At 73.4% G+C, this 12808-nt stretch carries 9 protein-coding genes and 1 pseudogene; 4 read left to right on the top strand and 6 right to left on the bottom strand.

The window, feature by feature from the left end; genetic code table 11:
* Positions 1–71: 71 nt before the first annotated feature.
* Positions 72–1145: pseudogene (mnmA, locus tag LO763_RS20705) on the top strand (tRNA 2-thiouridine(34) synthase MnmA); the annotation flags it as partial.
* 244 nt (positions 1146–1389) lie between these two features.
* Positions 1390–2394 carry a uroporphyrinogen decarboxylase/cobalamine-independent methonine synthase family protein gene (locus LO763_RS30030; protein WP_230788236.1) on the top strand — a complete coding sequence of 335 codons (1005 nt, stop codon included), beginning with the start codon at positions 1390–1392 and terminating at the stop codon, positions 2392–2394.
* 264 nt (positions 2395–2658) lie between these two features.
* On the opposite strand, the gene LO763_RS20695 is transcribed toward LO763_RS30030, so the two are convergent.
* Together LO763_RS20695 and LO763_RS20690 are read right to left on the bottom strand one after the other, a co-directional pair.
* Positions 2659–3309, bottom strand: coding sequence for a sulfotransferase family protein (locus LO763_RS20695; RefSeq protein ID WP_230788234.1), 651 nt, complete (start codon positions 3307–3309; stop codon positions 2659–2661).
* A 146-nt stretch (positions 3310–3455) separates the two neighbouring features.
* Positions 3456–5777, bottom strand: coding sequence for a DUF4153 domain-containing protein (locus tag LO763_RS20690; RefSeq protein ID WP_230788231.1), 2322 nt, complete (start codon positions 5775–5777; stop codon positions 3456–3458).
* 175 nt (positions 5778–5952) lie between these two features.
* Here LO763_RS20690 and LO763_RS20685 point away from each other — a divergent pair, with 175 nt between their 5' ends.
* A complete protein-coding gene (locus LO763_RS20685) occupies positions 5953–6699 on the top strand; it encodes a VIT1/CCC1 transporter family protein (protein WP_230788229.1) in 747 nt (248 codons plus the stop codon).
* A 4-nt stretch (positions 6700–6703) separates the two neighbouring features.
* On the opposite strand, the gene LO763_RS20680 is transcribed toward LO763_RS20685, so the two are convergent.
* From LO763_RS20680 to LO763_RS20665, 4 genes are all read right to left on the bottom strand, one after another.
* Positions 6704–7324: a TetR/AcrR family transcriptional regulator gene (locus LO763_RS20680; protein ID WP_230788227.1), complete on the bottom strand. Its 621-nt coding sequence runs from the start codon at positions 7322–7324 to the stop codon at positions 6704–6706.
* Positions 7325–7333: 9 nt separating this feature from the next.
* On the bottom strand, positions 7334–8071 hold the full coding sequence (locus LO763_RS20675; protein ID WP_230788225.1) for an ABC transporter permease: 738 nt from the start codon (positions 8069–8071) through the stop codon (positions 7334–7336).
* Between the two features lies 1 nt (position 8072).
* Positions 8073–8798, bottom strand: a complete 726-nt coding sequence (locus LO763_RS20670) for an ABC transporter ATP-binding protein (RefSeq protein WP_230788223.1) — start codon at positions 8796–8798, stop codon at positions 8073–8075.
* 167 nt (positions 8799–8965) lie between these two features.
* Positions 8966–10387, bottom strand: a complete 1422-nt coding sequence (locus LO763_RS20665; RefSeq protein WP_230788220.1) for an alkaline phosphatase PhoX — start codon at positions 10385–10387, stop codon at positions 8966–8968.
* A gap of 187 nt (positions 10388–10574) precedes the next feature.
* Here LO763_RS20665 and ligA point away from each other — a divergent pair, with 187 nt between their 5' ends.
* Entirely contained in the window at positions 10575–12806 is a 2232-nt protein-coding gene (ligA, locus tag LO763_RS20660) for an NAD-dependent DNA ligase LigA (RefSeq protein WP_230788218.1), read from the top strand.
* Positions 12807–12808: the final 2 nt, after the last annotated feature.

Here is a 12808-nt window from a genome sequence, read left to right as displayed (position 1 = left end):
GGCGCCGGCCCCGCGGGACCGAAGCGTGAGCCGTACGGAACCGAGGCACGGTTAAGGTTGACAGCGTGAAACTGCGAGTACTGGCCGCCATGAGCGGCGGCGTCGACTCGGCCGTGGCCGCCGCCCGCGCCGTCGAGGCCGGGCACGACGTCACCGGCGTCCACCTGGCGCTGTCCAAGAACCCCCAGACCTACCGGACCGGGGCCCGCGGCTGCTGCACCATCGAGGACTCCCGCGACGCGCGCCGCGCCGCCGACGTCATCGGCATCCCCTTCTACGTGTGGGACATGGCCGAGCGCTTCCACGAGGACGTCGTCGAGGACTTCTACGCCGAGTACGCCAACGGGCGCACCCCCAACCCGTGCCTGCGCTGCAACGAGAAGATCAAGTTCGCCGCCGTCCTCGACCGCGCCATGGCCCTCGGCTTCGACGCCGTCGCCACCGGCCACTACGCCCGCAAGGGCGAGGACGGCCTCCTGCGCCGCGCCGTCGACCCCGGCAAGGACCAGTCCTACGTCCTCGCCGTCCTCACCCCCGCCCAGCTCGCCCACTCGCTCTTCCCGCTCGGCGACACCCCCAAGGACCAGGTGCGCGCCGAGGCCGAGACCCGCGGGCTGGCCGTCGCCCGCAAGCCCGACAGCCACGACATCTGCTTCATCGCCGACGGCGACACCGCCGGGTTCCTCAAGAACCGGCTGGGCGCCGCGCAGGGCGAGATCGTGGACGCGGCCACCGGCGAGGTCCTCGGCAGCCACGACGGCGCCCACCAGTTCACCGTCGGCCAGCGCCACGGCCTCGGCCTCAAGCGCCCCGCCGCCGACGGCCGGCCCCGCTACGTCCTGTCGATCACCCCGGTCGACAACCGCGTCCGGGTCGGGCCCCGCGAGGCCCTGCGCGTCGACCGCATCCGCACCGGCGCGCCGGTCTGGCTCGCCCCCGAGCGGACCGGGTCCTTCGACGCCGAGGTCCAGCTGCGCGCCCACGGCGAGGTCTACCCGGCCCTCGTCACCGCCGACGGGCACGGCCTCACCGCGCGCCTGCGCAAGCCCGCGTTCGGCGTCGCCGCCGGGCAGGCCCTCGTCGTCTACGACCCCGACGCGGCCGACGGCGACGCCGTCCTCGCCTCCGGCACCATCGACGAGGCGGGCACGGTCGAAGCGGGCACGGTCGAGACCGGCACAGTCGAGACGGGCACGGTTGAAACAGGCACGGTTGAAACGGACACGGCCGAGACCGGCCCCGAAGCGTTCGGCAGCGCCGAGGCGACCGGTGTCGTCACGACCGGCAGCGACGGGAGCGGCCCCGCGGTGAACGGCGCTGCTGCGACCGGCGCCGGCCGGAGCGCCGCCGCCGTGGACCGCCGCACCATGAGCACCCCCGGGTCGGCCCGTGTCTGACGCCGATCGCGCGCTGCCCTCGGGCGTGGCCACCGGCGTCGGGTCCCTGCCGGGGACCGACGTGGAGGAGGCCGTCAACGTCGTCTTCGGCGAGCTCCCCGACTGGCCCTACCTGCCCGAACTGCCCGACCGGGGCCTCGGCGCCGACATGATCGGCCGCGGCGCGGCCCTCCTCGAAGGCCTGCCCGTCCAGTGGTGGGCCTTCCGCTGGGAGATGGCCGACCTGCCCGGGCGCGACGCCCGCCGCGCCGCCGACTTCCTCGAACGCGACCTCGACGCCCTCCACGGGACCGGCGCGGACGGCCCCGTCCGGCTCACCGCCGTCGGCCCGTTCACCCTCGCCGCGAACCTGTGGCGCCGCACCGGCGGCGCCATGCTCGCCGACCCCGGCGCGGTCGCCGACCTCACCGCCTCCCTCGCCGAGGGCCTGCGCGGCCACATCGCCGCCGCCCAGGCGCGGATGCCGAACGCGGCCCTGTCGGTCCAGCTCGACGAGCCGAGCCTGCCCGCCGCGCTCGCGGGCCGCGTCAACACCGAGTCGGGCCTCGACTTCTACCGGCGCGTGCCGGTCGAGGTGGCCCGCGACCGGCTCCGGGAGGTCGCCGAGGCGATCGGCGTCCCCCTGGTCGTCCACTGCTGCGCCCCCGACGTGCCGGTCAAGCTCCTGCGGGAGGCCGGGGCGCAGGCGCTCTCGATCGACCTGACCCTGGTCGACCTCGACGACGTGCCGAAAGTGGACGCCCTGGGGGAGTACCTGGACGGCGGCGGGCGCCTCGTCGCGGGCGTCGTCCCGCCGCTCGGGCAGCCGCAGCCGGGCGTCGACAAGGCCGCGGCCGACCGCGTCCAGGGCCTGTGGCACCGGCTCGGGTTCGCCCCCGAGCAGCTGCCGCGCCAAGTCGGCATCGCGACCACCTGCGGCATGGCCGGGGCGAGCCCCGAGTACGCCCGCTTCGCGATGGAGGCGAGCCGCGAGGCCGCCAAGCGCCTCCACGGCTGACCTCGCTTTCGGAACCCTTCCGGCCCCGGCGGCGAGGTGCCCTCGGGAACGCGGACGGCACGTCCTCCGGCACCCGCGCCTCCGGCGGCGCGGCCCGCACCCGCGGCCCTTCTTCCGGTAGCGGGGTCCGGACCCGAGGTCTGCGCGGCCCCCGTCAGGACCCGCCCGGGCCTCGGCACCCGCGCTTCCGGGCCCGTCGGGGGCCCGCCCCCGCGGCCTTCCTTTCGGCGGCGGGGTCCGGACCCGAGGTCTGCGCGGTCTCCGTCAGGACCCGCCCGGCCCCGGCACGCCGCCCGGCGGCACCTCCCCGGTCCGCTCGTGCCACTCCCGCGTCGTGTTCAGGTACGGGAACGGCTCGTCCGGGACGGGCAGGCCGAGCGCGTCGCACAGCGGCCCCCAGCCCGCGCCGGTCGTGAACTCCACCAGCCGCTCCGCGGGCACCGTCTCCCGCACCCGCTCGTGGTACCGGTGGTACGCCGCCTCCACCGCGTCCCGGTCGGAGCGCGGGGCGTTCCCGAAGGACTTCTCCCAGACCGCGTCGATCATGGCCCGCCATGCGCTGGTGGCGTATTCGCCGGTGTCCATGCCCGTGAAGATGGTGTCGTTGCAGCTCTTCCACCAGGTGTCGAAGCTGTCGCGGCGCGACATCACCACGATCGCGTCCGGGTAGCGCTCGGCGAGCTCGGCGTGGAACGCCGAGGCCGGCCAGTCGACGGCGGCCGCGTAGCCAGCCAGGATCGCGTCCCAGTCGGTCCGCTCGCCGCGCGCGGCCGCGAGGAACGCGGGCGGGTCGGTCTCCACGCGCTGGAACACCTCGGACATGTGGTGGCACGGCGCGCCCAGCAGGGTCTCCAAGGCGCTCTTGAGGGTCATGGTCCCGGTGCGCGGGAGCCCCGCGCCGATCACTCGCAGCATCCCCCGAACCTATTCGCCCCCAAGGGAGGCCGCAAACCGGACGCCGCGGGCGTCCAGTACGCGTGTGCGAATGGCGGCCCGTCCCGGTCAGGCCCAGGCCGTGCGCTCGAAGAGCGGCGCGGCGGGCCCCGGCCCGCCGCGCCCTGCTACGCGAACTCCCCGTAGAGCGCGTACGACTGGTCGACCAGGTCCGCGCAGACCGGCTCGGCGCCTTCGACGAGCCCCGAGCCGGACAGGCTCACCACGACCACGGTCTCGCCGACGGCCGCCGCGTACTCGTACGTGCCCGTGTCCGAGTCCTGGGTCGCGACGTACCCGGCCGTGGTCGGCGCGACGTCGTAGATCCCGCTGCTCTCCTGGTCGGCCTGCATGGCCTGGACGCCGCCCAGGGCGTCGTCGGCCGACGGCCACTGGTACGTCTCGACCATCAGGTAGTCCATTCCCGGGCCGTAGTAGCCGCAGTGCAGGACGCGGTACCCGCGGCCGAGGTCGGGGGCGAGGTCCTCGGCGTACTGGGAGGGGTCGTCGGGCACGACGCCGCGGTCGCCCTTCGCGGAGGTGCCGAACAGCTCGGTCACCATGCCGAGGTCGTACATGGCGCAGGTGTCCCAGTGGAAGAACCCGCTCGCCGCGGGAGCCGGGTCGGTCGCCTCGGCGGCCGTGGTCTCCTCGACCTCCGGCTCGGTCTCGCCCGGACGGACGGGGTCCTCGTATCCGGGGTCCTCGAAGGCGGAGTCGGAGTCGTCCCCGCCGCGGCAGGCCCCCCAGTCGCCGTCCCACTTCGGCAGCAGGCCGCCCGCCCGCTGGTAGCCGAGGTTCCAGGCCATGAAGTCGCGTTCGTCGCGCTCGGCCGCGAACGAGTTCAGCACGCACTCCCGGTCCTCGCCGCTCAGCGCCGCCAACTCCGGCACCGCGTCGTTCGAGAGCCCTTGCAGGTAGTGCACGTCGAGGGTGTGGTCGTGGTCGATGTTGTACCGGGCGATGAGCGCGTCCGGGTTCGCCGCGGCCAGGCCCAGCAGCGCCAGCGCGCCCGAGGCGAGGACCGCGCGCGGCAGCCATGTCGCGCGCAGCTTCCAGCAGCACACCAGCACCAGCGCGAACAGGACCGCCAGCCAGATCTCGACGGTGAACACCCACACCCGCAGTCGGGTCAGGCCGAACGTCTCGAAGTACGTGTACATCCGGTACAGCGCCGAGGCGACGACCACCAGGGACATCAGGCCCAGCGGCCCCAGCAGGAGGCGGACCGTCCACCGGTCCTCCTTGGCGCGCTTGGGCGCCAGCCACGCCGCGACCGCGATGACGGTCAGGGTCAGGAAGGCGACGAAGCCCAGCTGCCAGAAGCCCTGCCGGGCGTACTCGGCGAACGTGAGCCCGGCGGTCTCCCGCACGTAGTCCTCGCCGCCGACGTACACCCGCAGCTGGACCGCGATGAACGCCGCGAACAGGAGGTTCAGCGCCCCCAGCGGGATCGCGAGCTCGAAGCGCGAGACGGTGCGGTGGTCGCCGCGCCCCTCGCCGTCGAACCGCGGCTTGGCGATCGCCGCGTAGATCCACACCACCGCCAGCGGGAACAGGATCGCCGCGAGCATGAGCCGCAGGAAGACCTCGACGGGGTTCAGTTCGGGCATCAGCCCCGCCACCAGGTCCGCGAACGTGGAGTCGGCGGCGGCGAAGAGGCCGCCGAAGACCACCAGGAGCCCGACCGTGACCAGCGCGGTCCACAGGCCGCGCATGGTGCCGGCGCTCCCGCCGTCCCTGCCGCGCCGGGTCCGCTTCGCCCATCTGAAGGACTCGGCGAGTCCTTCGAGCCAGCCGAGGCACAGCATGATCGCGTTGCCGCCGAAGCGGCGCTGCGGGGCGAGGACCACTGGCGTGAGCGCGAACGCGGCGAGCGAGCAGAGCGCGACGACCCAGCCCGCGTCGCGGACGGCCGCGACCGACCACAGGGCCGCGACCAGCACCGCGCCCGGCAGCCGCGGGACCAGGTCCCTCGGGTCCCCGAGCGCGAGCGGCACGGCCACGAGCGCGATGCCGGTGATCGACAGGCCGATGCCGACGCCGCCGCCGGGGAACGCGGCCCAGGCGCCGAAGAGCGCCACCGCGATCGCGAGCAGGAGCGCGGACTGCCCGGTGCTGAGCTCGGGCCGGTGCCACCGCGGGTTCGGCGGGAGCATCGGCGCCGGTCCGTTCAGGTGCCGGTAGTACGCGGCCTGCCTGGCCGCCTGCTCCGGCGTCAGCTGCTGCGGCGGGGCGGTCTGCGGGTGGGCGGGGGGCGGCGCGGCGGCGCCGGGCTGCTCGACCGGGGCCGCGTGACGCGGTCCGGGAGCGGCCTCGGGGGCGTGCGGCGGCTCGTGCGCCGTGTCCGGCGCCGCGTCCGGCGCCTCGGCCTGCGATGGCGCGTCCTCGGCGGGACGCGCTTCGGCGTCGTCGGGCCGCGGAGCGGGGGTGTCTGCGGGATCGCTCATGAAGTGAGCCCCTTCTCATCGGAGGGATTGCGACGATAGCGGCCCCCGACCGGGATGGGAAGTGTCCGATGTGGAATCAATACCGTCGCTGCCGGGTATTTCGCCCATGTCGGTGCAATTCAACGACCGCTGTGAGAACCTCCACTCGGTGCAACCTTTGTGGTTCACTTGTGCAATGGCAGCGCGAGTCGGACATGAAGGCCATGCGCACGAGGACGGCGCGCACGGCACGGGCGGCGACGGGCCCGGCTCGCTGGGGAGCCGCCTCAACTGGCTCCGGGCCGGCGTCCTCGGCGCCAACGACGGCATCGTCTCGGTCGCGGGCATCGTCATCGGCGTCGCCGGGGCGACCGCCGACCGCTCCACCATCCTCATCTCGGGCGTCGCGGGCCTGGTCGCCGGGGCCTTCTCCATGGCCGGCGGCGAGTACACCTCCGTCTCCACCCAGCGCGACACCGAGGCCAGCCTGGTCGCGACCGAGCGGCGCGAACTCGCCGCGAACCCCGACGGGGCCGTGGACGAGCTCGCCGCCAGCCTCGAGGAGCGCGGCCTCTCCGACGAGACCGCGCACGAGGCCGCCCGCGAGCTCTCCGAAGAGGACCCGCTGCGCGCCCACGCCGTCATCGAGTTCGGGCTCGACCCCGACGACCTCACCAACCCCTGGCACGCCGCGGTCTCCTCGTTCCTCAGCTTCACCTGCGGCGCGCTCCTGCCGCTGCTGGCGATCACGCTGCTGCCGGAGGGCTTCCGCGTCTGGGGCTGCGCCCTCGCGGTGGTGGCCGCGCTGGCGCTGACCGGCTACACCTCCGCGAAGCTCGGCGGTGCCGCGAAGGGCCCGGCGATGCTGCGGATCATGGGGGTCGGCGCGGCCACGATGGTCGTCACCTACCTCGTCGGCTCCGCCTTCGGCGTCGCCCTATAGCGGCTCAGCCCTCGGCGACGAGGTGCTCCACCGGCATCGTCAGGTACCGGTCGATGGTCGGCCCGATGGTCGCGGCCAGCTCGGCCCGGTCGAGCGAGGCGACCGGCTCGAGCTTGAGGATGTACCGGGCCACGACGAGTCCGAAGACCTGGGTGGCGACGAAGCTCGCCCGCACCGGTATGTGGTCGACCTGGTCGCCGAGGGTCTCCTCGATGGTCTTGACGATCCGGTGCTCGAACAGCTGCTTGAGCACGAAGGACATGGCCGGCTTCGAGAGGCTGGAGCGGACCACGGCGAGGAGCTTCTGCTGGTGCGGCCCGTCCCAGATCGCGACGAACGCGTGCATGAGCCGCCCGCCCGCGCCCTCGAGCTCGCCTCCCTTGAGGACGGCCGCGACCTCGGGGGCCGGGTCCAGCGGCAGCTCGATCGCGGCCAGGAACAGCTCGTCCTTCGACCCGAAGTAGTGGTGGATCAGCGAGGGGTCGACCCCGGCCTCGCCGGCGATGCGCCGCATGGAGACCGACTCGAAGCCCTCCTCGGCGAACAGGCGCCGGGCGGCGGCCAGGATCTCGGCCCTGGTGTCGGGATTCCCTGATCGCCGTCCGGCGCGCTTGGTTCTGGCCACGTGCCGACCCTAGTTCGTGCGCCGCCGCAGCGTCGCGGCTCCGAGCACCGTTGCGACGAGGACCGCACCGAGCACGACGGCGAGGTCGCCCCACATGGCCCCGGTGACCTCGGGGTTGAGCTGGACCTCGGTGAGGGCCTTGACCGCGTAGGTCAGCGGGAGCGCGTCCGAGACGCCCTGGAGCCAGCCGGCCATCTGGTCGGCGGGCCAGATGAGCCCGCACAGGAACAGCTGCGGCACCACGAACACCGGCATGAACTGCACCGCCTGGAACTCGGTGGTCGCGAACGCGGACACGAACAGCCCCAGCGCCATCCCGAACAGGGCGGTGACGATGCAGATGAGGAACACGGCCCACGTCGGCCCGGCCGCATCGAGGCCGAGGAACAGGAACGCGACCGCGGCGGCCACGGCGGTCTGGGCCGCCGCCGCGACGCCGAAGGCGATCGCGTAGCCCACCACCAGGTCCAGCTTCCCGGTCGGCGTGGTCATGAGCCGCTCCAGCGTCCCGCCGGTGCGCTCGCGCAGCAGCGTGATCGAGGTGATCATGAACATGAGCATGAACGGGAAGGCGGCCAGGAGGATCAGGCCGGTCTTGTCGAAGACCTGCGGCGCGTCGTCCATGATGGCGCTGATGAGGGCGATGATGAGCGCGGGCACGGCCAGGACGAGCCCGACCGTGCGGTGGTCGTTGAGGAGCTGGCGCAGGACGCGCCCGGCGGTGATGAACGTGATCCGGAGCGACATGTCAGTCGTCCTCCTCGAGTTCGCGGATGAGGTGGAGGAAGGCGGCCTCGAGGTTCTCGGTGCCGGTGGCGGCGCGCAGGCCGGCCGGGGTGTCGTCGGCGATGAAGCGGCCCTCGCGCAGCAGCAGGAGCCGGTCGCAGCGGTCGGCCTCGTCCATGACGTGGCTGGAGACGAGCAGGGTCGCCCCCTGTCGCGCGAGGTCGCGGAACCGGTCCCACAGCTCCTCGCGGATGACCGGGTCGAGCCCGACGGTGGGCTCGTCGAGGATCAGGACCTCGGGTTCGATGACGAGCGCGCACGCCAGCGAGGTGCGGGTCTTCTGGCCGCCGGAGAGGTTTCCGGCGAGGTGGTCGGCGTGGTCGCCCATCCCGACGCGCTCGATGGCGCGCATGGCCTCGCGGCGGCCCTTTCCGTAGAGCGCCGCGAAGTAGGCGACGTTGGCCTTGACGGACAGGTCGCGGTAGATCGAGGCGTCCTGGGTGACGTAGGCGAGCCGGCGGCGCAGGGGCTTGGACCCGGCGGGGCGGCCCAGGACCTCGACGGTGCCGGACTTGACCTTCTGGGTGCCCACGACGGCGCGGATGAAGGTGGTCTTGCCCGAGCCCGAGGGGCCGAGCAGGCCGGTGACGGACCCGGCGGCGATGGAGGTCGAGACCCCCTTGAGCACGGGTTTCCTCGAGCGGTCGACCACCAGGTCGACCACGGATACAGCGGGGGCGGGCGGCATCGGGGCCTCCAAGGAATTCAACGGTTGATGAATTCACCGTAGCACGATAATTCAACGAACGCTGAATTCAGCCTACGCCGCCGGACGCGGCCGCAGCGCCGAACGGCCCGGCCGCGCGGCGTAGGTCGTGCCGCGCGGCCGGGCTCTCTCGGGAGGGTGGTCTTCGGTTACAGCACGCCCTTGCCCCACGGGCCCCAGATCGCGATCGTCCGGCCCGGCTCCAGGGCCGGGTCCCCGGGCTCGCCCCGGGTCGCGCCCTGGAGGTTCGCGAACAGGACCTTCCCGTCGGGCGAGAACGTCGCGCCGCGCCACTCGGCCGCGCCCTCGTGGCCGACCAGCGGGAAGACCTCGCCCTCGCGCGTCAGGCCCCGCATCGCGGCGGACTCGCACAGGATCAGGCTCCCGCCGGGGGACACGGTGACGTCGTCCGGAGCGGACAGCAGCTCCGCGTCGGGGGACTCGAACACCAGCTTCAGCGTGCCGCCCTCGCGGCCGCGCGGCCGGTACTCCCACAGCTGGCCCTCGCCCTCGTCGCCGCCCGAGGCCGACGCGATGTAGACGGCGCCGTCCCCGTAGAAGCAGCCCTCGAGCCGCCCGAAGACGGCCGCTCCGAGCGCCCAGCCCTGGTTGAACACCGCGAGCGGGTCCTCCTCGGCCCCGGCCGGGTCGGCCTCCTCGATGTCGACCCACTCGACGTACAGGACGCGCCCGGACCGCTGGCCGGTGCGCGTGTCGTAGTTCCACGCGTCCGCGACCTTCAGCATCTGGAGCCGCCCGCCCTCGGCGAGGTCGCCGGGCACCTCCGGCAGGAACCGGTAGAACCCGGCCGCGGCCTGGTCCTCGGTCTCGTAGACCGCGCCCGAGCGCGGGTCCACCGCCACCGCCTCGTGCGCGAAGCGGCCCATCGCCTTGAGCGGCACCGGGTCCGCCTCGCCCTCCTCGGCCGAGGGCACCTCGAACACGTAGCCGTGGCCGGCCTCCCAGCCCGCGCGGGCGCCCGCGGTGGTCTCCTCGCACGAGAGCCACGAGCCCCACGGGGTCGGCCCGCCGGCGCGGTTCACGATCGTGCCCGACAGCGACCGCCAGGCCTCCTCGAAGCGCGGCCCGCCGTCCTGCCAGCGCACCTTCAGCGTCGTGGTCCCGCCCGCGCCCAGCGCGTCGTAGCGGCGCCCGGGACTGCCGGCGGGGACGCCGGCGCCGGGCTTCGAGCGCTCCTCGTGGTTGCGCACCAGCCGCCACTCGCCGCGCCGCCCGGTCGGGAAGCAGGCCATGCCGTCGTGGGCGAGCGGGGTGCGGGCGCCGTCGCGCATCGGGGAGCCGGCCACCGAGAACACCGCGAAGTCGAACTCTTCAGGCAGCCGCAGGGTCTGGGAGAACCCCGACTCCGGGTCGGTGCGCGTGAGCTCGCGCAGCTCGCCGTAGCCGCCGTTGCCGGGGCAGGCGCGGTCGCGCCCGCCGTCCTCGGCGAGCGCGGCGCGGGCGGCCAGGCCCTCGACCGCGGCGAGGGCGAAGCGGCCGCCTCCCGTACCGGTCGCGCTGCGTCGCAGGAAGCTCCGGCGGTTCGTGCCGCCGCTGGTCAGAGTCGCCAAAACCGGGCTCCTTCGGTGCTGCACGGCGACCGGGGGATCACCGTGGCGGTCGAGGGGTGGGGCAGTATGCGGCCGATCCTTCCGGCCCCAGGAGTTCGACGGGGAAGCAGAACGTGAACGCAAGGTGACCGCTGGCGTAAGGCTTCGGCCTCCCCGGAACGTCGGACCCGGCTGACACAATGGGGTCGTGAGCACCACTGAGACCGGCCTGGACGGCACCGAGGAATCGAACGACGCCGACTTCGCGGCCGCGCGCGCCCGGCACGAGGCGCTCGCCGCCGAGATCACCGAGCACCGCCGCCGCTACTACGTCGACGACGCCCCCACGGTCTCGGACAGCCAGTTCGACGACCTCATGCACGAGCTCGTCGACATCGAGACCGCCCACCCCGAACTGAAGAACGCCGAGTCGCCCACCGAGCAGGTCGGCACCTTCTCCGAGGCGTTCACGCCCGTGACCCACCTGGAGAAGATGCTCAGCCTCCAGGACGTCTTCAGCGTCGAGGAGGTCCAGACCTGGGCCGACCGGATCACCGCCGAGGTTCCCGGCGAGCCGTACCTGTGCGAGGTCAAGATCGACGGGCTCGCCGTCGACCTGGTCTACGAGCAGGGCCGCCTGGTCCGCGCCGCCACCCGCGGCGACGGCACCACCGGCGAGGACGTCACCGCGAACGTCCGCACCATCGCCGCGATCCCCCGGCGGCTCACCGCCGCCGAGGGCCTCGACGTGCCCGAGCTCCTGGAGGTCCGCGGCGAGGTCTACTTCCCGACCGCCGACTTCGAGCGCCTCAACGAGTCCCAGGTCGAGGCCGGCAAGGCCCCCTTCGCCAACCCGCGCAACGCCGCCGCCGGGTCGCTGCGCCAGAAGGACGCCGCCAAGACCGCCGAGCGGCCCCTGAGCTTCATCGCCCACGGCCTCGGCGCCCTGCGCGGCTTCGAGCCGAAGTCCCAGTCCCACTCCTACGAGGCGCTCGCCGCCTGGGGCCTGCCCACCAGCCCCTACTGGAGGGTCGTCGCCACCGTCGACGAGGTCTTCGCATACATCGAGGAGTTCGGCTCGCAGCGGCACGCGCTCGTCCACGAGATCGACGGCGTGGTCGTCAAGATCGATCGGCTAGGGGTGCAGCGGCGCCTGGGGGCGACCTCGCGCACCCCGCGCTGGGCGGTGGCCTTCAAGTTCCCGCCCGAGGAGGTCAACACGAAGCTCCTCGACATCAAGGTCTCCATCGGCCGCACCGGCCGCGCCACCCCGTACGCCGTGCTCGAGCCCGTGCGCGTGGCCGGCTCCGAGGTCGAGTTCGCGACCCTCCACAACGCCGACCAGGTGAAGGCCAAGGGCGTCAAGATCGGCGACACCGTCGTGGTGCGCAAGGCCGGGGACGTCATCCCCGAGGTCGTCGCGCCCGTCGCCGCCGCCCGCGACGGCTCGGAGGCCGAGTTCGCCATGCCCGAGCGCTGCCCCGAGTGCGACGCCGTGCTCGCCCCCGCCGCCGAGGGCGACGTGGACCTGCGCTGCCCCAACGCCCGCTCCTGCCCCGGCCAGCTGCGCGAGCGCCTCGCCTACCTCTCGGGCCGCTCGTGCTTCGACGTCGACCGCATGGGCTTCATCGCGTGCAGCGCCCTCGTCCAGCCCCTCGGCATGGACCCGGTGATCGAGAACGAGGGCGGCGTCTTCGACCTCACCCTCGAGCGGATCCTCCCGATCAGGGTGGTCGTGCGCGACCCCGACTCCGGGCTCCCCAAGCCCGACCCGAAGACCGGCGAGGACAAGGTCGTCACGCCCTTCGCCAGGCAGCCCGACAAGAAGACCGGCGAGATCCTCCCCCGCAAGAACGCGGAGGAGATGCTCCAGAACCTCGACAAGGCCAAGTCGCAGCCCCTGTGGCGCGTGGTCAACGCCCTCTCCATCCGCCATGTCGGCCCCGTCGCCGCCCAGGCCCTCGCCGAGCACTTCGGCGACCTCGACCGCATCGCGGAGGCGGGCGAGGAGGAGACGGCCGCCGTCGACGGCGTCGGGCCCACCATCGCCGCCGCCATCAAGGACTGGTTCGCCGTCGACTGGCACCGCGAGATCGTCGAGCAGTGGCGCGAGGCGGGCGTGCGAATGCGCGACGACGCCCCCGACCCGTCCGAGGTCCTCCCGCAGACCCTCGAGGGCCTCACCGTGGTCATCACCGGCGGCATCCCGGGGTACACCCGCGAGGGCGCCGCGGCCGCGGTCAAGGCCCGCGGCGGCAAGACCACCTCCTCGGTCTCGAAGAAGACCGGCGCGGTCGTGGCGGGGGACAAACCAGGATCGAAATATGACAAGGCCGTACAACTCGGCGTCCCGATCGTTCAGGGCGAGGACTTCGAGCGGTTCCTGTCCGAAGGATTGTCGCAACCCGAAACGGACAGTGTCGGCTCCGAACCAGAATGATC

Source organism: Glycomyces amatae, from assembly GCF_020991375.1.
Taxonomy (GTDB): domain Bacteria; phylum Actinomycetota; class Actinomycetes; order Mycobacteriales; family Micromonosporaceae; genus Glycomyces; species Glycomyces amatae.
The sequence above is the reverse complement of the archived record's forward strand: the minus strand, read 5'-3'. Positions and strand labels throughout refer to the sequence as shown.